The organism is Paenibacillus sp. FSL K6-1122, assembly GCF_037977015.1.
Taxonomy (GTDB): domain Bacteria; phylum Bacillota; class Bacilli; order Paenibacillales; family Paenibacillaceae; genus Paenibacillus; species Paenibacillus amylolyticus.
The window spans coordinates 1630423-1650503 of the sequence record NZ_CP150272.1 but is presented as its reverse complement, the minus strand read 5'-3'; the positions used below and the strand labels follow the sequence as shown (position 1 = coordinate 1650503).

Below are 20081 nucleotides of genomic sequence, written 5' to 3'. Positions count from 1 at the left end.
CGATTGGAAGGTTGTTCTGTCATCGGAGTATGCATGTAAATAAAATGCAGTTCACTTATCTAGACGCGCTCGAACCGGAACATCTCGCTCAGATAGTCTCCTGATGTGCTGCCTACCGGAATACCGCCATACATGAGGGCATCGCCAGTAAAGGTCTCCGATCCGCCTTTCAGACGGTAATCCGCATTAGGGTCCAATCCTTTCAGCTTCAGGCGCTGAAGTGGCGCATTGGGCTCAGAGAGCACACGGAAGTAGAATACAACAGCTTCGCTTCCGTCCGGTGCAATAAACATCCACGCCGTCTCATTGCCTTCAAACGGACTGAGCAAACGGCGGAATGTTCCATATTGAACCGTTCCACGAATCTCCTTGTACAGCTCAACCTGGGCTTTCACGATGTCGTTCTCTTCCTCCGTGAATTTTGTCAGGTCCAGCTCGTACCCGAAGTTGCCCGACATCGCAACATGTCCCCGAATCTCAAGAGAAGTTATCCGGTTGACCTGATGATTCGGTACCGCTGAGATATGCGATCCCATCGAACTTACCGGGTACACAAGACTCGTACCGTATTGAATCCGCAAGCGGGATATGGCATCCGTGTTATCACTTGTCCACGTCTGTGGCATGTAATACAGCATACCTGGATCGAAGCGGCCACCACCACCTGAACAGCTTTCGAACAGAATGTTCGGGAACGCCGAAGTGATTCGTTCCATAACATCATACAGTCCGAGCATGTAACGATGCGCTGTCTCACGCTGTCTATCTGCCGGAAGCAATGCAGAACCCACTTCCGTCATATTGCGGTTCATGTCCCATTTCACATAAGTGATTGGTGCAGAACCAAGTACGTCTGTTAACATGCGCACAATCTCATCACGTACATCCTGACGAGAGAAGTCGAGTACCAGTTGTTGACGTCCTTCTGTCCGGCGACGATCAGGCACATGCAGACACCAGTCTGGGTGCGCACGGTACATCTCACTGTCTGGTGAGATCATCTCTGGTTCAAACCACAAACCGAACTGCATGTCCAGACCTGTTACACGGTTAGCCAGATCATCCAGACCCTGTGGCAATTTGTTCTTATCTACAATCCAGTCGCCCAATGAGGAATTGTCGCTGTCCCGATGTCCAAACCAGCCATCATCCAAGACAAACAACTCAATACCCAGCTTCTGTCCGGCGCGAGCGATCTGCTCAATCTTGTCTGCATTAAATCCAAAGTAGGTTGCTTCCCAGTTATTGACCAGAACCGGACGTTCCGCATTACGGAACTTACCACGCGCAAGACGCTCCCGATACAATTCGTGGTAGGACTGTGACATGCCGTCCAAACCTGCAGCCGAATATACCATAACCGTCTCAGGTGTCTGGAACGCTTCTTGTGGCTCCAGCTTCCAGCTGAACTCGAACGGGTTGATCCCGAGCGATACACGTGTGGTGTGGAACTGATCCACTTCAGCCTGTGCGGTGAAGCTGCCACTATAGACGAGACTGAATCCGTAAACTTCACCTTGGTCTTCATCCGTGCCTGGTGTCATCAGCGCAATAAATGGATTCTGCTGGTGACTGCTTGAACCGCGACGGCTCTCAATCCCTTGCAGGCCTGACGCAAGCGGTCTGCGAACGATATCACGTTCCCGTGTCCATGCACCTGACAATTGCAACAATTCATAATCCGCGTGCGGGAAATCAACAGAAGAACTGAGCGCACGCACCACATTCACTGAGGTAGCGCTCTCATTAACGATACGCATCGAGCGTGTAATTGCATTAAATGCCGTAAAGGCTGTATAAGAAAGCTCGATTTTGATGCCTGCAACGCGGTCTTCCAACTCAATAACCAGCGTCTCTGCTTCTTCATCGGATTCAACATACGTTGCTGGCAGTCCGGTAAGCGCTGTCTTTCCTTTGATCAATCGATGACCTGTATACGTAAACTCCGAAACCGTCGAGCCATTCTCAAGTTCCAGTTGGATAGCCGGATTACGGAAATCACTTGTGCCATACACGGGTAGTTCCACTGCCAATGTATCAAATGAAATCGTACGGTCCTCTGGTACCGGGTTCGGACTGAAAGATGCTCGTTCTGTACGAACATGCAACCAGCTCAGATCGGTGTCGCGTAATTTTTTGCCATAATACAAATGCACCAAATATCCTGAAGGCAGTACCTGAAATACGTAACTGGCCTCACGGGTCTGTAAATGAAATTGAAGTTTCTCTTGATTGATGTAAATGCTCATATGTCTCCTCCACCTCTATATATAGGTCTTTCGGGTAAACGGTTTCTCAGGTTTCATTATAGCGAAAAGATCGCCAATGTTCTACGCTTTCATCAAGCTTTAATCAAAAGAGCGCATAACAGCCCGAAGGTTGTCATACGCTCTTTTGGTTACAGTCTGAATTCAGTGTGTTCCCTTACGGGAACATCCATTGCCAACGGACGGCAGGGCAGCGTACAAGACGCTGGTTGCTGCCTTAAAAATCGATTAAACCAAGGCTGATCTGTAAGGCTTCGTTGACCAATTTCATGGTCTCCTCGTCCAGATGGGTAATCTTGTCAGTCAGCCTCTGTTTATCAATCGTCCGTATTTGTTCGAGCAAAATAACCGAGTCCCGGTCAAAGCCGTGTGCCGCCGCATCAATTTCAACATGCGTTGGCAGCTTTGCCTTCTGGATTTGGGCGGTGATAGCCGCCACAATACAAGTTGGACTGAACCGGTTGCCGATATCATTCTGGATCACCAGAACCGGCCTGACTCCACCTTGCTCGGAACCGACAACGGGAGAAAGATCCGCAAAAAAAACGTCACCACGTTTTACGATCAATGTCTACACCCCGCTAACTAAGCGGTCCAGAGTGCTGTCCGCATCTTCCTCCGCATGAAAGGCTTCGGATGCCATGGTCAGATTAATTTTTGCCATCTCCATGTACCCTCGCTGCATCGTTTCACGGATGTAACGTTTCTTACGCTCCGTTAAATACAGCTTCATAGCCTGCCTAATCAATTCGCTGCGGTTGGAATTCTCCAGCGCTACGATGCCATCCACTTCCTGCAAAAGATAATCAGGTAAACTGATCATGATCCGCTTGGTGTTCTGCAAGTTGGCCACCTTTCTTCCACCCCCACAAACCTTTCGCCATTGTGAACCAGTATTACGTTTTTCCAGAACTTTTATACAAAGGAATATATATGCCCCGAGTATATCAAGTATGCTGTACTCCATTATAAACACGGGGAACAATATTCGTACAGACCAAACATCTCAATTCAGGAATTAAATCCTTACCGTCATACATAATTCGAGATGCTCCGACAGTTTTCCTTCTGTTCTGAAAAAAAGTTTATTGGGAATGACGTCCAGTTTACCTGTCAGGATGTCAAAAGTGGATTGATTCTGGCGACTGCTGCTCCCCCGCGGGTATATACCCGCGGAATGCGGTGTGCCATCATGCAGATCACTTCATAAGCAATCGTACCGAGCTGGGATGCCACCTCGTCTGCGGTTATTACGCCACCAGACTGATGACCGATGAGGACAACCTCTTCGCCGACTTGAATTTCTTCCGCCTCTTCCGCGAAAGATTGTAACGACACCATACACTGATCCATGCAGATTGTACCGACGACAGGGACGCGGCGGCCGCGTACAAGCACTTGTGCTTTACCTGTTAGCATTCTGGAGAATCCGTCTGCATATCCGAGCGGCAGTGTCGCTATTCGTTCGTACCCTTGCGTAAAATAACGGGTTCCGTAACTGATCCCCCAATGGGGTGGCAGTGTTTTGACCAGAACCGCTTTTGTCTTCAGCGTCAATACCGGGGACAGCTTCACCACCTGATGATTCACTTCAGCCGAAGGATACAGTCCGTACAGGCTTATTCCCACACGTACCATGTCATAGGACAATTCCGGTGTATCAATGGCAGCGGCGCTGTTCGCCGTATGTATAATCGGGATGGAACATCCCTGATCCCTGAGCGCATGAACTACGCTTTGGAACCGTCTATACTGCTCCAGTGTATAGGTTTTGTCTTCTTCATCTGCTCTGGCAAAATGGGTAAACATGCCTTCCAGCATCACCTGATTGAGCGAAGCTACTTCCTGAATGAAAGCCAATGCCTCATCGCCAGGCAACAGACCTAATCGGCCCATGCCGCTGTCGATTTTAATATGAACCTTCAGTTGGTTAGCGAATGTGCTCGCATCCAGATGTCGAATGGCGTCAAGCACTTCTCTGCTGAACAGTGTGACGGTCACATCATGTTGCCATGCAACAGCGATCCCTTCAGGCGGCGTATAACCCAGTACCAGGATTGGAATCGTAATCCCATGTTGTCGCAGTTCTAGAGCTTCGTCAAGAAAAGCCACACTTAAGTAATCCACACCCACTCGTTCCAGTTCCCTAGCCGTCTCCACCGCTCCGTGTCCATAGGCATTGGCCTTCACACAGGCGAGGAATTTCATGCCCTGTGGCAATGCCTCGCGGAAAGCTTCTACGTTAGTACACAAATGATCCAAATTGATCTCCGCTTGGGTCGGCCGATATTGTCCTTGCACGTTAAGTCACCTTCTCTAATCATCTTAATCCGGCTCACGTCAGACTCCATCGTAATGCTCCAGCATGTGACTGTCAAATGAACCGAAGTTTCGCATCCAAAAACAGATGTAAGGTGCGCCGTTTGAAGAACAAATGCGAACACAGAAGAAGACCGATAAGCGAGATTAGCAGGGCAAAATTCCACTTTTCACCCAAGCAAAATCTGCTTATATCGATTATTTACCCGGTTCCCTCTGCGTAGAAGCGCATTTTGCTTTATTGAGTGTATCGGGTAAGAAAAACAGCGCTAAATGAATACCTTTCTTACATCAAAGCAAAGCATCGGAGAACAGGTCTCCGATGCTTCTTAGCATTCCTTATGTTTATGCTACTATTCGTTCATTTGTTCAAAAATCATTTGCCTGACTCTTCCTGCATCGATGTTGCAATGCGTACCATTTCGTTCTGAGGCAGGTCGGCACTGGTGATCCGATATTCTATGCCATCTGTCATCCATGTCAGAGTCTTCAATGCATCTCCGCTGATCATCCCCAGCGTGAATCCAAGATCCACTACACTGGATGGAGCAAGTGATACAGCTCGATCCTGTGGTCTGGCTTCGAATATCGTGTAATTATATGTTCCTTCATAACGAAGCATAACCGAATAGTCTCCCGCTTCTTCCAGAATCTGATCATCCTTGAGCTGCACACCTTCCGGAGCATAGGTCGGCTGAATTACTCCGAAGCTGTCTGCACCTTCCGGTTCTGCGAGTGTTGGCTCTTCGCCTTCCTGACCTGTTGCAGCACCTTCTGTATCTTGCTGCTCTGTGTCCCCACCTACACCCGTCTGTCCATCAGTGACAGCTCCGTCAGGTTCCGGCGCAGTCTGAGGATTGGCAGGTTCTTTACCGCCCTCATTACCGGTTTGTTCCACAGGAGTCACACCGGAGTCCGTTCCTGTTTTGCCGCCTTCTTCTGTAGCGGCTGTCATGTTACGTTGCATGTCAAAGGCGTCTTTCTCAAATGCAGCACCAAATTTGAAGGAGTCAAATTTCACATCGACTACAACATTGGCATTGGAGTCGGATACCTCCACCTGTTTAGGTGCATAATCGCTTTTATTCAGCCAGATCTTCTGTCTGACGAGTGCATGTGTATTATAATTGGCAGCTACATCAAATACATAGCTCTCCTTCTCATCCGCAAACTGACGGGTTGTATCCCCCGTAATGCTCCGAATCAATGTTTCATAGAGATATACCTGTCCTTGATTATCTGGCCAGTTGCTCTGAAAACGGAAGCTTTTGTTCTGGCTCGGTGTCAAAACAAACACACCTTCATCGTTACGCAGCACAATCTGTGTTACATCCTTTTTGGCATTCGTTAACGCAATACGATAATAGGAAGGCTTCTGATGCCATACCTCGACCTTGTACTGCTGCGGCGTATCTCCGGTATGCAGCGTCATCACGCCTGCCCCCTGGTAACTTTCCATCTCTCCTACGACTTCGTTCAGATCTTTGACCACAGCTGCCGCATCCTTCTTCCCGCAGGCGGCAAGCAAGACCGATAAGACCAATACCATGGCAAGCATCCATGATATTCGGCGCATGACATCATCCCCTTTAGCACATGTTTTCACTTCAGGATTGTGCTTGCAGCAGAACCCCTACTTGATTAGTACATGTTATGAGGGACTTGTTCGATATATGCGGACTAGTTTGACAAGCAATCGGTGAAGTCCGTTAATACGGCATTGCTACGCAAAATCAGTCTCAGGGAGGATGTTAACTTTATCCAGAAAAGGCATAGTGAATTGTAGGAGATTATTCGTTTTATTGAATATTGGGAGGGAAAAGCATGACGACAACAAAGCTTAGCACATCACTGGAAGGACTGGATGAATTCATCGACGAGCAGCTTCAATTATGGAATGGTGTCGGCACAGCGGTGGCTGTGATCCATAAGGATGAAGTCATCTGGCAAAAGGGCTACGGTTATCGTGACATGGAATCCAAACTTAAAGTTACCCCTAATACGTTGTTTGCCATCGGTTCAAGTACCAAAGCCTTTACCGCAGCAACCGCTGCTCTGCTTGTGGATCAGGGAATACTGGACTGGGATACCCCTGTGAAGTCGTATATGAAAGACTTCCAGATGTTTGATCCGATCGCAACAGAACGTATAACTATTCGCGACATGCTGTGTCATCGTTCCGGTCTTCCAAGGCATGAGTTGGTATGGTACAACTCCCCACTTACAAGAGAAGAACTTGTTCGAACATTACAGTATCTGGAGCCAAATCAGGATTTCCGAAACAAATGGCAGTATCAGAACCTGATGTACATGACGGCAGGTTATCTGGTTGGACAGCTCAATGAAACTTCGTGGGAGCAGATGGTTCAGAAGACTCTATTTAATCCGCTGGGTATGAACTCAAGTCTGTTCTCTGTTGAAAAAATGCAACTTCAGCCTGACTATGCTTACCCTTATATGGAGAAGGATGGTCAGAATACGAGAATACCTTTTCGAGCCATTGATGCCATAGGACCTGCTGGTTCCATTAACAGCAATCTAATCGATATGATTGCATGGCTTCAATTCCAGTTGCATCAAGGTCAATGGGAAGGAACGTCATTGATATCTAAGGAACAGATGAAGATTATGCATAGTCCTCAGATGCCCAGTGATTCGCCATTCATAAGCCAAGAACTGCCTATGAGTACATATGGTCTGGGTTGGATGATTGAGCCTTATCGTGGACATGCCATGATTCATCATGGTGGGGCTATTGATGGCTTTGCATCACAAGTTGCCTTTTTGCCAGAGGAGCAGATTGGAATCGTGGTTCTGAGCAATACCAACGGAAGTATAATTCCGTATACGGTTGCTTTTCATATCATGGACCGACTGCTTGGATTAGAGCCCGTCAATTGGAGTTCCAAATTGAGAAAATTAATGGGGAAAGAATCAACAGAAACGGAGGCTAATCCGGAGAATCCTCTGGAAGTGCCTATTCAAGCAGACACTGCGGTTGAGGAAAATATTGAAGAACCTCACATCATACCTTGTGATCGCCCTTACACCGCTTATGCGGGTATTTACACGCATCCTGGTTATGGCGAGATGTCGATTCAAGAGACAACGGACGGGTTGCAAGCAACCTTTAACGCCATTGAAATGCCCATGGAATACACAGGGAAAGATACGTTTTCCGTCGAATTTGTGTTATTCGGTCTGAAGATCACGTATACGTTTACCCTCAATGAATCTTCAGAAGTTGCTCAATCCATCTCCATTCCTTTGTTGCTTGAACCGGGTACAAAGCCTATTGAATTCATCAGGGTTTCGTAAATGATCTGAACCTATATAAATTGAACTAATGAATATATTTACACTGGTCACTCCGATGACAGAACAACCTTCTGATCGCTGTTATCCCCAGATTTTTTTGATTTCTTTTCATAAAGTGAAAATCCGGGGATAAAGGCGAACGCTCTGCTTCCTCAGGTTATTTCTGTCCTCTCCATTTTGTATAAATGTTTAGTTCAATTTATATAGAAAACGCCTGATTCATTTCCGTTGTGGCAGCTAATCCTACCACAACGGAATATACACCGGATAACTCGTATCCTCTTCAGCGGCCCCAGGGCTTCTCTTCACCCACAATCTGCGCAGATCAGGCAGACCATACCCCGCAAGACGATAATCTCTCAGTGAATCATGATGGGCGTGTTCTTCCTTGAAGCTGTATGTGGGCAGAAGCAATGCCTCCTGAATCAGTCGATCTTCTAGCCGAATCAATCTATTCAACCGCTCCGCAGCTTCCTGGATCATGACCACTCGTCCACATTCCTGTTCCAGTTCATGTCTCCAGTAATCATTCATCGCAATCAGGAATAACGTATTCTGGAAGGTGTACATCGTCACGAGACTCAGCACGACATGATCATTGAATACTTCTCCCGTATAGATCAGATCACAATCCCCAAACCCATCTTGATAGACTGCGTGGACCGGATCTCCCGGCATAATGTTGATATGTAGGCCAATCTGTTTACATCTCTCTGCAAACCAGACCATATCCGTCTCCATCTTCTCTCCTTCTTCCACCCACAGACTTAAACTCTGCCCTTGATAAGAGCTATGACGCAATAATGCTGAGGCCCGCGCCAGTGAGGTCTCCACGGAAAGGTCAGGTACAGGTGTGACCGAACCATCCGGTTGTTCCGATTGCTGTTTCCCTGGCTCCCCTTGATCTGAACCCACCTTTAAAGGTTGCTGTACTCGTCCTCGAATCAGACTATAAGCAGCCTGCGTGTTCGTGCTTCCGAGCGCTTGCGACAACTCCTGCGCATTCAATAGCTGTTGAACAGCCCGGCGAAAATTCACCTCATGCTGCGGCCCTTCCTTCTGCATATTAAACGTCATATACATGCCACCCTGCATCTCATGCTGCACGGCACGAGGCTCCGCATCCGGAAATATATTATGCTTGATGACGGACTCCACCCTCCCAGAATGGGGAAGTTGCCATATTTCAACGCGGTCAATATAGGCTCGGCCTCGGAAGTAGGAAGGGAATACTTCCAACACAAGCAGCTTGGAATCATGACGCGTCAACCGATAAGGTCCTGTTCCAATCGGATGGAGCGGATTCATCTCCACATCTCTCGGCAAGATCGATGCAGACATACTGCTCATCAGATCCGGGAACATGAAGTTAGGCTTGTTTAACACAAAACGTACAGTCAATTCGTCCAAAGTCTCTATGCGCTCAATAGATCCAAACAGAGGCCTGCACGGGTTACTATTGTCAGAGATAATGCGATCAAAGGTAAACTTCACGTCATCTGAATCCAATATTCTTCCATGATGAAAGGGTATACCTTTGTGCAGATAAAAAGTCCATTCCCTCCCCTCTGAATGACTCTCCCATGCCACAGCAAGACTCGGTTCACAGACCTGGTGTTCAGCATTATAACGAACCAAACGATCAAAAACCTCCGCAACAATAAAAACTTCTCCCCACATGGCCGTCTGCGTGGGATCCAATGTCTTAAAAGGGATATTCCGTGGAATCCGCAATGTATCCACTCGTCCTCTGTCCTCTCCATTCGAACGCAGACCAAATTGATGTTGCATTTGCTGCATCAGATGTTCTCTCATCGTAATTGGCAAGGTGGTGGCCAGTTCATAGGCATCCTCCATCCTGTTCCCATCCAGGAGATGGTCAAACCGTTCACGCGCCACTTCAAGCAACGGGACACAAAATACCAGCATCGATTTTTTGCCTCTTCCGCGTTGCGGGTTCCACCTGACCCATCCGTTCTCCTTGAATTTGTTCATAATGAGGTTCATATTGCGCATGGTACAACATAAAAGATCGGCAAGTTCACCTACCGTTGTAAGTACTTCTTGTTCATCATGTACATGTGGAAAGTTTAATCGCAGTTGAATGTAATGTTCTGATACGTCCATATATACCCTACCTTCTGCTAAAATACGAAATCCATCCGGATGCTTCTACAGTTTTTCTTCAGGTTTTCCTCCATTATACTCAGTAACATCAACATGACCAGTGGGAAGGAAGAACAACGATTTATGAAATACGCCGATTTGCACCCGAACATCAGGATACGTATCATTACTGATTTTTTCACCGATCTGACCCAGAAGTCCATCATTCCATTCATGGCGATCTATCTGAGTATTCAGATTGGCGCAGGTTTGGCGGGGTTATTGCTGACGGTCAATATTGTCGCTTCCATGATTGTGGGATTGTGGGCAGGATATTGGTCTGACCGAATTGGACGAAAAAAATTAATGGTGATCGCACAAAGTCTCCAAGTCATGGCTCTACTCGGCTTGGCCATCGCCAATTCGCCGTGGATGGATTCGATCATTGTCACTTGTCTCATGTTTCTGCTCAGCAGTCTCAGTTCAGGGATCACCGTGCCGATTGCTAATGCCATGATTGTCGACGTGAGCAGTGAACATGAACGTCATTATGTATATGGATTGCAATATTGGACAACAAACGTTGCTGTAACTTTTGGTGCACTGATGGGCGGGCTATTTTTCGAATCATTTCGTTTCCTATTGTTCAGTCTGGTATGCCTTGAAAGCCTAGCTACCCTGTTTATTTTGATCTTTATGATTCGCGAAACAATGGATAAACGTGGATCAGGTTATGGCGATGCTCCCATCCAGAGGAACATACTGAAAACGTACTGGGCGGTCTTTCAGGACAAACGTTTCATGATATTTTTCACGGCCACTGTACTTGCAGTCTCCCTGGAATTTCAATTGGATAAATACATCGCTGTTCGTCTAAAAAATGAATTCACCGCCCAACTGCTCGGCTCAGATATCTCAGGTCTGCATATGTTCAGCCTGATCATGGTCATCAACACCGTAATGGTTTCCTTGGTTGCCATTCCATTCACCAGATGGATAGGTCGCTTCCAGTCCCGATCTATTATGACTGTTGGTATGCTCCTCTACACCGCAGGTTTCACCGTACTTGCTTTCAGCAACTGGGCCTGGTTACTCATCTCATCCGCTATATTGCTAACCATTGGAGAATTGATGTACGCCCCTGTTCGTCAGGTCATGCTCGCGGGCATGATTCCAGATTCGGACCGTGCTGCCTATATGGCTGCTGACGGGTTGAGTTACAACGTTGCTGCCCTTCTCGGCAGTCTCGGGTTAACCATTGGAGCCTTTCTGCCCTCCTATGCGATGGCTGGTCTGTATATCCTGATGGGGCTTGGAGCGCTCGTCTTTTTCCGAATGTTACTTCGGAGGGCAGAGGAACAAAATCAACATCTGCCGTGTGCAGATGCATCTTGATTTCACTTTTCTGGCAACTTTTCCGGCAACAAAATAATCATCCTAGGGAGCCCAACTGGCTCTCTTTTTCATGTCCATGATCAACGTTCATAAGTAAATTATCTTTAACATTTTGTATATTATAGTTTACATTTAGTCAAATATCATGTACATTAGGTTCATGGAGGTGAGCAAGTGGAAGAATTACACAATCACGTTCGGGAGTTACGAGCCAGAGACCGGCTATCCCAAGCAGAACTGGCCAAACTCATTGGTGCATCCCGTCAAACCATTGCCCTGATTGAGCGTGGAGATTACTCTCCGTCGGTCGTTCTGGCACTAAAAATAGCACATGTATTTCGTGAACCTGTCGAAAAAATCTTTGAACTGAAAGGTGGAGATTAAAATGAAAAATTCATCATCCTCGTCCATTAAAAAGCGGTTGCGTCTTCCCTTGTATGCTGCAGGTGGCGCTGTAGTTGGTTTTCTCGGAGCTAGCGGAGTCAGTAAACTCCCTTCTGACTTGAACTGGACGCTGTCCGTGTATTATGACTATGATCTTTTATTCGCAATCCTGGCGGCTCTTGTGGTAGTTATGACGGTGTGGAACATCTTCAGTCTCTCCCGCACGCCATCTGTCCCTCCCATGGAAGATGACGCTTATGGAGATTCCGATTCACTCATCTCTCCCGCAGAGCGCTCCCTCGGTAAAGCGATGATCCTCAGCGGATTCAGCGTTATTCTTACGTTTACTTGGGCAGCACTTGCTTTATCCTTGTATGCATCCAACCGAACCATGCCGAATTCTCCAGAACTGTTCAACCTCTTGAATTTTGTTGCTTCGTGTATCTCTATTATCATCGTTGTGGTCGTGCAAACTCTGACTGTGAAGCGATACAACCGTTATTATCCTGAGCGCACTCTGGATCTGAACTCGCGCAACATGAAGAAGGATCATTTTGAGAAGCTGGATGAAGGCGAGAAATGGATTGTCTATCGCGCAGCCTATCGTTCTTTTCAGATGATGAATGTACTTCTTGGTGTTGGAATGGTCTCTATGGTTCTATATTCGATGCTCTTTACCTTTGCTCCATTCCCAATTGTGATGCTCTCTGTGATCTGGATTGCCAACATTGGAATCTATTATCGTGAAACCTATCGTGCGAGTAATCAGTAATACATGGGTAGGTAACTATTTTGTAAATATTTTCATAAAGGAGTGTTTGCATGCATTTATCCAAACGAAAGACCCGTTTCAGGTTCACCTCCCTAACAGGAGCTTTTATGGCTGCGGTTCTGTCTCTCAGTCTGTGGGTACCCGCAGTTCAGGCGGAGACCGTGACTCCATTAGCTGCTGAACAAGGAAAGACGAAAGCGCTGACAACTGAATCGGCTACAGCTTTTCTGGATTCATTCTTCGATTCACCTGAGGCAAAACCCCATTATGTGGGAGCCTCCGTTGTTGTTGTGAAGGATGGCAAAGTTCTGGCGGAAAAAGGATATGGCTTCTCCGATGTGGAGAGTAAAACAGCGATCGATCCGAAAAATACGGCCTTCCGTGTAGCCTCTGTATCCAAAACGTTCACGTCAGCTGCTGTAATGCAGCTAGTGGAGCAAGGCAAGGTTGATCTGCAAGCTGATTTTCAGACCTATGTGAAAGGGCTCGAATTCGATAATCCTTTTGACAAACCTGTAACTGTGGAGAACCTGCTCACACACACGACCGGATTCGAGATTCGTGATCCGCAGCAGGAAGACATCCATACTGATTTCGACAAGTACATAGCGATGGAGGATTACGCTAAGCAACACATGCCTCCTGTCGTTCGCGAGCCTGGTAGCGCCTATATGTACGATAATTTCTCGTTTTTGCTGCTTGGCATGATTGTTGAAAATGTAAGCGGCGAGCCCTTTGAATCCTACATGCAACAACATATCTTCAAACCGCTAGGAATGGATAATAGCAGTTTCATGCTGGACAAAAAGTTCCAAAAGCAGCTGGCCACGGGCTATGATGCGGCACACAATCCGCTTGATCTTTACACCATCTCTCCAACACCAATGCCTCAAGGTGGCATGTTGTCTACCGCTGAGGACATCGGGAAGTTCATGATTGCGTTCCTGAATGATGGCGTGAAGGACAACAAGCGAATTTTCAAGGAATCCACGGTAAAAAGTATGGAACAGTACCGTTCTTCCATTCATCCACTGTTACCAAACACGTCGTATGGATTCGAAGCTGCATTTCAGCTTCCCGGAGCAGGAAGTAGTCCAAAAGTTATTACAAAAGGAGGCGACCTGACCGGATTCAGCTCTTATCTCTTCCTTATTCCCGAGCAAAATACAGGCGTTTTCCTGACGTATAATCAAAATGGAGCACTTCGTAACCTGTTCTACCCTGCATTCATCCAGAGCTTCTTCCCGGAATATGCAGAGCCTGTACAGTTCAAGGAATACACGCCGCAATCCGCAGCTGAGCTGCAACGCTTCACCGGATTGTACGCAGATCTTCGACTTAGCACGATTGTAAGTTCCTTGAAAGGTGGCGGGGATAAGCCAGGACAACTGAGCATTAACGATGTATTCCTGGGTCAACGCAACCTGATTCAGGTGGAAGATAATCTCTTCAAAGATGAATTGACTGGTCAATTCACAGCATTCAAAGAATATGCAGATGGAACCACATACATGAAAGAACCTTACCTCAACCCTATGGGTTATGAGAAAAAAGGTCAAAAGCCTATGGGCTTCCGGGATGTTCGTGAGAACAGTCCTTATGCCGAAGCCATCTATGCCATACAATCTCTTGGATATTATGAGAATGATGGCAACAAGTCTTTCCAACCAAAAACAGGTGTGACACGAGCTGAATTTATTGAGAACACCCTTAAACTGAGTGGATTGAAGCCCAGCAAAACTACGCCTCCTGCTGGCACCGACTGGGCAGATCATGCAGCAGCCGGATATATTCAACTCGGATATGAGTTGGGTATGATTACTGGCACGGACGAACAGCAATTTAAGCCGGATCAAGTGATTATCCGACAGGAAGCCATGGTCATGATGTGGAGAATTATGCAACTGCAATATCCTAGCGAACTGTTCAATGATGTGAAACTTGCGGGGCACACAGATGCATGGGCTGTACCAGCCATTCAGATGATGGCGAAGCTTGGTATCCATGGACCCGAGGTGAAGGTAATGGAGGATGGTTCTGTTGATTTCCTTTCCCGCAAACCTCTGATTCGTCAGGAAGAGGCTGCGATCATGTATGCGCTGCTTACCCAACCAACAGATCAAATCGTCGCTGAACTGATGGCTGCTCAGCAGCCACAAGCAGAACCTGCTGAAGGAGCTGAGCCTGCAGATGAGACATCTGAAACTGCGCCGGTTCCTGTACCAGCGCCGGTCCCTTCTGTGACTTCAGCACAATAAAAATAAAACATCTTCATACCGATTAGATTGATCATGCTTATGATGCAAGAAAAAAACAGGCTTGTTCAGAAGGATACGATCCTTCTTGAACAAGCCTGTTTCGTTACTTTTCATAACTTATTATAGCGATCTGTTACTGGGTTATATCCGTCTCTATTCGATCAACGAAGATACATGGTGGTTCCCGTTGCGCTGATCAAACTTGGCTGCAGCGGTCTGAGCATGCTCCGCAAAGTAATCGGCCAGCTTGAGCAGGTCGCCCGGGTCACCTTCATAGGGGAAGGATGCTGGCAAACGCAATCGGTATTCTGGAGATTCTTCCACCCAGCGGCGAAGCAACGATGCCGCTCTGGCATAAAACAACATTTTAGCGTAAGGATCTTCATGATCAGCAGCGAACACCAGTGTTTCCTCCAGCACATCAATGCCTTTTGCCGGATTCGTACGTGTGAGATAATCCATCTGCTCCGCAAAACTCTGCACAAAATCGTTCTGGCCTTTGATCAGGCGATATCCCTTGGTCTGATGTTTATCTGCTTCCGCAGTCCGTCCCAGTCGATATAACGGCATCAAAATTTCAGATAAAGTCAGATGGGGAATCTCCGCACAACTCATACGCCCTTTCAGGATAGGCTGTGCCGCCTCCAACACCTTCTCATCGTCTCCTTTTAACAAGAAATATCGCATAATCTCATCCTGCTCACAGGCTTCGCAGTCACTCATAAAGTCACGATCCATCGTTCTGAATCGATCATAACTGCGTCCCGCTTCCTCCAGCTCCCCAAAATCCATAAAGATCCGGAACCGATAATACCAGTAGGAGCGTTCGCTGTAACCGTAGGACTTGAAACGCCGTCCGAAATCCTCCAACAGCTCCAGGATCTTCTCGCGTGATATTTCCGGAAAGTCGGGCATCTTGCCCAATATCCATTTGTACGACCACATTAACGTTTCTTCATCATATTCTTCGGGTTGTTGGTCGAACTTGCCCAGCTGCCAGGAAAAAGCAATCAGCGCTTTCATCGGATAACCACAGAATGTTGCTGTCTCCACAATCTCCGATCTTGCTTCATATGCCTCTTCCTCCATGCCGTTCACATCGGCGACTCTTGCTGCTTCCTCCAGCATACCAAGTTTCGCCGGACCATTGGGCAAACCATAGGCCTCGTCCATCAGTTCTTCAAAATCCATCTCTGTCTTCATCAGGCTTCCCCCTTACGATCTGTATTTGCACGCAAACCCCAATCAATAAAACGAACAATGCCCTGATTTAACACTTCAAGCTCCTGCTTGCTCATGGCATAATGCCCCATCATCAGTGCATTGACGTATAACATCTCGATGGCAATCGGTGTCATCTGATCATCCGGTGATGTCAGTACCCGCTGAATGATCGGATTACTCACGTTCAAATATAAGGTTGAGTACCCTGCTGAACTCATACTAGAAGACAATGAACCCAGAACAGACGAGAACAATTCCGTGCTCTCCTCGCTTGCTTTTTCAAGCGCACGCAGGGTTGAGGATTCCTGAGACAGTGTGAACAACACTGGCAGATCCGATGGCTTAAAACCTTTCACCTCAGCCCGACAACGGAAGCGCTGTAAGGCAGAATCGGCCAGTCGCAATGCATCATAATACTGATTACGCTCAGCGGGTGGCACATCGGTGAAACTCATCGAGACCTGATCCGGCTGTAGCCGCTCCGTGTGTACGTTGTGCACGGTCATTGGCAGTGTCGCCATCAACTCGCTGTCATAGATGTAACCACCATTAATCACCAGCATCGATTGTGCGGATGCCACATGATGAATCTGACGGTACTCATCAACAGAGGACGTGAAATACAACGTCTCTCCTTCATCAATTAGCTCACCCAGTTCACGGTGCCCCCTCGTACTCTCAAATGGCAACCAGCGATGAATCATCGCGTAAAATGCTTGGTCCTGCACAGCCAGTGCCTTCATGGACAGGGCATGCAGGCGAATCAGCTTCTGAAGCCGTTCCGTCTGGCTCTCAGCCATGTCGGCCAGTCCCTTGCGAAGTGCGTCTCCGAGTTCGGAGCGAACTTCCTCCAGCTTTTCATTTTCATAAAAATGTTCTCGTGATGCCGTCGGTTGAAGCTCATCTGTCCAAATCAGACATTTCACGAAGAAAGCCCACTCTGGCAAAATGTTCTCAGCCTTCTCCGAAATCAGCATTCGCTTCAGGTAAACCCGGTGAGAACGCTTGGCATTCAGATTAACCGCGTGTGGCAGTACAAAAGCAATACCTCCGGTACGGCCTGAAGCTGTCGTCAACGGAATGAAGTCCTGGAACTGCTCGCCAAGCAGACGTTCACCAAAAGCCAATACCTCCGCTCTGCGTGAACGTGCGAGTGCAGGGTCCATCAGCCAGATTGGTGTCTCGCTATTCACCACATGTTGCGCGCCGTCATGATACAACGTGACCGGATACGGCAATAATGCTCCGTAATAGAACAGAGCTTCTTTCACATACTCTGGTTCAAAGTAGTGCGCCGCGTCCGGTGTGCAACGCAGATATACTTTGGTCCCCGGGGACAGCTGTGTGTCCAACTGTCGAATCGTATAGGTGCCATCCGGCTTGCCCCGCCACTCCATCGAAGGGCCGCCCTTCGCGGATTGCGTCAGCATGACAATTTCGTGACTCACCATGAAACAGGATAACAACCCAATCCCGAAACGCCCGATAAACGAAGTCTCTCCATCCAGCAGCGCTTGCTGCCCCCTCTTCGAGGATTGTCCAATCATCGCTAGGAATTCATGGATGTCAGCTTCGGTCAAGCCGATGCCGTTGTCCTCCACCATCATGGTCAATTGCTCACCTGTTCCCGTCAGTTCAACACGCACTTCACCCTGATACCCTGGCTCCGCCTCCGTTCGTGCGGTAATCGCATCAGTCGCATTCTGCATCAGTTCTCGCAAGAACACTTTCGGACTGCTATATAGATGGTTGGATAAAATCTGGATCATCCCGCTCAGGTTCACTTGAAAACGATATTCATTGGATGCTGTCATGATTCACTCACCTTCCTCTACGTCGAACACAATATGTACCCATACGATGTATTCATATGGATGTGTTAGACGAATTCATTATGTAATCGTTAGAAACAGACGTTCCCCGTGACAGGCACGCCAAAACATCACGTCAAGCCGGCCCTGAATAACCAAGACCGGCGTTATATGCATATTTCAGGCATTCATGAGACGTAAGGACTTATCTTCCATTACCACGTTATGAATAGCAATGAAACGGATGTTCTACCCTAAAATAAGGATACATGTTACAAGGCAGAGTGAAAACAAACCTGAGACCCGATTTCAGACAGACTTCAGGGTAAATGTGCATCTTACATTCGGGACTATTGAAGGAGGAATAGATCTTTTTTGTCGTCCATTTGAACGATATCAGCCTACCACACGTATAATCTCCAAACTCAGATCGGACGGTGAATATACATGATCGAAGTACGCAACATATCCAAGCAATTCAAGGTGCATCAAGCACTGCATGATGTCAGTTTCACAGTTAAACAAGGCAGTGTCACCGGGTTGATTGGACCCAACGGTTCAGGCAAAACCACACTGATCCGTATCATGAATGGTGTCTTAGGCGCTTCCGGTGGACAGGTAACCATTAACGGATTGGACGCCGCTCGTGAGGCGGAGAAAGTACTGGCCATGTGTGGCACTCTTACCGAGCAAAGTGGATTATATGAAAATATGAGCGGGCGTGATAATCTGACTTTCTTCGCAGATGTTTTTGGCCTGAAGCATGCCAAGAAACGAATCGACGAGCTTGTAAATCTGTTCGAGTTGCAGGATTATCAGCATCGAAAAGTCGGCACCTATAGCACAGGCATGAAGAAACGCTTGGGCCTTGCACGAGTACTCTTGCACCGTCCTTCCATCCTGTTTCTGGATGAGCCCACCAATGGCCTGGATCCGGATGGAATTCAGATGGTTCTGCGCATTATCCGTCAGTTAAATAAGGAAGAAAAGATGACAATCCTGGTCTCATCCCATGTGCTGTCCCAGTTGTCAGCCGTCTGTGATCATTATATTTTCATGGAAAAGGGGCGCATCGTGGAGGAAGGCACGGAACAGGAGATTGTTAGCCGGTACCTGTCCACTCCGAAACTCGAAGTAGAAGCCGACATGCCCGATGGATGGCACACGACAACCGACTTTACACCTGAAATAATCTCCGCACATAAAGCGACATTCCAGCTTACATCGCGTGAAGATATTCCATTACTGCTAAGGCAATTAACGGAGCATGGTCAAGTCTATCAGGCCCGCATCACGGGCAGTGATCTGGAAAGTATCTATTTTGCCATAAGGGAGGCACACCACCATGAATAACCGCCAAGCCATACGTGCACTGGTACGTAAAGATATTCGGTCCGTCACAGCCAGCGTTCAGCTCTGGTTGCCCATGTTGATCGTTCCACTGATTATCGGAATCATTATGCCCTCTGCTCTCCTGTGGGCGGCCTCCAGAATGGAACTTCGTTCTCTGGGCAACATCAGCTTTCTACTCGAATCATTGGATGCATTAACCCATGGCGGACAGATTCCTCAACTTGCTTCCATGCCTACAGATAATCATCGTATTGTCTATTACTTGGCCATGTATATGTTCGCTCCCTTGTTTCTCATCATTCCGGTAATGGCCTCCAGTATTCTGACGGCCAATAGTTTCGCTGGTGAGAAGGAACGCAAGACGCTGGAAGGATTGTTGTTCACACCGATCAGCATGGACACTCTTTTTAAAGGTAAAGTGCTAGCTGCCCTGATCCCTTCCATTCTATTATCCTGGGTTACTTTCCTGATCTACGGAATCATTGCCAATATTCTGATGTATCCCATGTTTGGAACGTTGATGTTTCCCAATCTGAACTGGATAATACTTGTCGTGTGGGTTGTTCCCGCTTGCAGTCTTATGGTCATTTTATTAAACGTCCTGATCTCGGCCAAGGTCCGTGGGTTCCAGGAAGCCTATCAGCTCGGCGGATTAATTGTCCTCCCCCTCATCGCCTTAGTCGCTGGTCAAGCCAGTGGCATGCTGCTGATTGGTCCTTGGATGTTAGTCATGATTGGAGCAGTGCTCCTACTCATAAGTGTGGTTCTTCTTCGTCTGGTCACGTCGTGGAATAGTCGTCAGCAACTGGCGGAAAGTCAGATCTGAATGATGTGGAGTGTAGCGACGAAAATCAACAAACTACACTGTCGCTCC

The 20081-nt window shown here is 47.5% G+C and carries 15 protein-coding genes; 7 read left to right on the top strand and 8 right to left on the bottom strand.

Annotation, left to right across the window (positions count from 1 at the left end):
• Positions 1-59 precede the first annotated feature (59 nt).
• The 5 genes from NSQ20_RS07170 to NSQ20_RS07150 all read right to left on the bottom strand — a co-directional run bounded on the left by NSQ20_RS07170 (position 60) and on the right by NSQ20_RS07150 (position 6162).
• Positions 60-2249, bottom strand: a complete 2190-nt coding sequence (locus NSQ20_RS07170) for an alpha-galactosidase (RefSeq protein WP_339197727.1) — start codon at positions 2247-2249, stop codon at positions 60-62.
• Between the two features lie 235 nt (positions 2250-2484).
• Complete coding sequence (locus NSQ20_RS07165; RefSeq protein WP_024630714.1) at positions 2485-2835, bottom strand: type II toxin-antitoxin system PemK/MazF family toxin; 351 nt, start codon at positions 2833-2835, stop codon at positions 2485-2487.
• Positions 2836-2838: 3 nt separating this feature from the next.
• A complete protein-coding gene (locus NSQ20_RS07160) occupies positions 2839-3120 on the bottom strand; it encodes a ribbon-helix-helix protein, CopG family (RefSeq protein WP_017690037.1) in 282 nt (93 codons plus the stop codon).
• Positions 3121-3380: 260 nt separating this feature from the next.
• On the bottom strand, positions 3381-4568 hold the full coding sequence (alr, locus tag NSQ20_RS07155) for an alanine racemase (RefSeq protein ID WP_339197723.1): 1188 nt from the start codon (positions 4566-4568) through the stop codon (positions 3381-3383).
• A gap of 394 nt (positions 4569-4962) precedes the next feature.
• Positions 4963-6162 (bottom strand): DUF4367 domain-containing protein, encoded by a 1200-nt coding sequence (locus NSQ20_RS07150; protein ID WP_340032182.1) that lies wholly within the window; start codon positions 6160-6162, stop codon positions 4963-4965.
• Between the two features lie 248 nt (positions 6163-6410).
• Between NSQ20_RS07150 and NSQ20_RS07145 the strand changes: the two genes are divergently transcribed.
• Positions 6411-7904: a serine hydrolase gene (locus NSQ20_RS07145; protein ID WP_340032181.1), complete on the top strand. Its 1494-nt coding sequence runs from the start codon at positions 6411-6413 to the stop codon at positions 7902-7904.
• A 243-nt stretch (positions 7905-8147) separates the two neighbouring features.
• On the opposite strand, the gene NSQ20_RS07140 is transcribed toward NSQ20_RS07145, so the two are convergent.
• The gene (locus NSQ20_RS07140; protein ID WP_340032180.1) at positions 8148-10031 is read right to left on the bottom strand and encodes an ABC transporter substrate-binding protein; all 1884 of its coding nucleotides are present in this window, start codon (positions 10029-10031) and stop codon (positions 8148-8150) included.
• A gap of 123 nt (positions 10032-10154) precedes the next feature.
• On the opposite strand from NSQ20_RS07140, the gene NSQ20_RS07135 reads away from it, so the two are divergent.
• From NSQ20_RS07135 to NSQ20_RS07120, 4 genes are all read left to right on the top strand, one after another.
• Complete coding sequence (locus NSQ20_RS07135; protein ID WP_340032179.1) at positions 10155-11405, top strand: MFS transporter; 1251 nt, start codon at positions 10155-10157, stop codon at positions 11403-11405.
• Between the two features lie 174 nt (positions 11406-11579).
• Positions 11580-11789 (top strand): helix-turn-helix transcriptional regulator, encoded by a 210-nt coding sequence (locus NSQ20_RS07130; protein ID WP_017690042.1) that lies wholly within the window; start codon positions 11580-11582, stop codon positions 11787-11789.
• 1 nt (position 11790) lies between these two features.
• Entirely contained in the window at positions 11791-12561 is a 771-nt protein-coding gene (locus NSQ20_RS07125) for a DUF3169 family protein (RefSeq protein WP_076251515.1), read from the top strand.
• 50 nt (positions 12562-12611) lie between these two features.
• Positions 12612-14819 carry a serine hydrolase gene (locus NSQ20_RS07120; protein ID WP_340032177.1) on the top strand — a complete coding sequence of 736 codons (2208 nt, stop codon included), beginning with the start codon at positions 12612-12614 and terminating at the stop codon, positions 14817-14819.
• Between the two features lie 153 nt (positions 14820-14972).
• Here NSQ20_RS07120 and NSQ20_RS07115 read toward each other — a convergent pair whose 3' ends face one another.
• Entirely contained in the window at positions 14973-16022 is a 1050-nt protein-coding gene (locus NSQ20_RS07115) for a hypothetical protein (RefSeq protein ID WP_036611202.1), read from the bottom strand.
• The gene (locus tag NSQ20_RS07110) at positions 16022-17857 is read right to left on the bottom strand and encodes an HSP90 family protein (RefSeq protein ID WP_340032176.1); all 1836 of its coding nucleotides are present in this window, start codon (positions 17855-17857) and stop codon (positions 16022-16024) included. Before NSQ20_RS07110 ends, NSQ20_RS07115 begins: the two co-directional genes overlap by 1 nt.
• A gap of 444 nt (positions 17858-18301) precedes the next feature.
• On the opposite strand from NSQ20_RS07110, the gene NSQ20_RS07105 reads away from it, so the two are divergent.
• Positions 18302-19207, top strand: coding sequence for an ABC transporter ATP-binding protein (locus NSQ20_RS07105; protein ID WP_340032175.1), 906 nt, complete (start codon positions 18302-18304; stop codon positions 19205-19207).
• The gene (locus NSQ20_RS07100; protein WP_127551326.1) at positions 19200-20033 is read left to right on the top strand and encodes an ABC transporter permease subunit; all 834 of its coding nucleotides are present in this window, start codon (positions 19200-19202) and stop codon (positions 20031-20033) included. The genes NSQ20_RS07105 and NSQ20_RS07100 overlap by 8 nt, the downstream gene beginning before the upstream one ends.
• Positions 20034-20081: the final 48 nt, after the last annotated feature.

What these genes read in the sequence shown, in the direction of transcription:
- NSQ20_RS07170 (WP_339197727.1), bottom strand. Translation starts at nt 2,249, where the DNA reads ATGAGCATTTACATCAATCAAGAGAAACTTCAATTTCATTTACAGACC.
- NSQ20_RS07150 (WP_340032182.1), bottom strand. Translation starts at nt 6,162, where the DNA reads ATGCGCCGAATATCATGGATGCTTGCCATGGTATTGGTCTTATCGGTC.
- NSQ20_RS07145 (WP_340032181.1), top strand. Translation starts at nt 6,411, where the DNA reads ATGACGACAACAAAGCTTAGCACATCACTGGAAGGACTGGATGAATTC.
- NSQ20_RS07140 (WP_340032180.1), bottom strand. Translation starts at nt 10,031, where the DNA reads ATGGACGTATCAGAACATTACATTCAACTGCGATTAAACTTTCCACAT.
- NSQ20_RS07135 (WP_340032179.1), top strand. Translation starts at nt 10,155, where the DNA reads ATGAAATACGCCGATTTGCACCCGAACATCAGGATACGTATCATTACT.
- NSQ20_RS07125 (WP_076251515.1), top strand. Translation starts at nt 11,791, where the DNA reads ATGAAAAATTCATCATCCTCGTCCATTAAAAAGCGGTTGCGTCTTCCC.
- NSQ20_RS07120 (WP_340032177.1), top strand. Translation starts at nt 12,612, where the DNA reads ATGCATTTATCCAAACGAAAGACCCGTTTCAGGTTCACCTCCCTAACA.
- NSQ20_RS07115 (WP_036611202.1), bottom strand. Translation starts at nt 16,022, where the DNA reads ATGAAGACAGAGATGGATTTTGAAGAACTGATGGACGAGGCCTATGGT.
- NSQ20_RS07110 (WP_340032176.1), bottom strand. Translation starts at nt 17,857, where the DNA reads ATGACAGCATCCAATGAATATCGTTTTCAAGTGAACCTGAGCGGGATG.
- NSQ20_RS07105 (WP_340032175.1), top strand. Translation starts at nt 18,302, where the DNA reads ATGATCGAAGTACGCAACATATCCAAGCAATTCAAGGTGCATCAAGCA.
- NSQ20_RS07100 (WP_127551326.1), top strand. Translation starts at nt 19,200, where the DNA reads ATGAATAACCGCCAAGCCATACGTGCACTGGTACGTAAAGATATTCGG.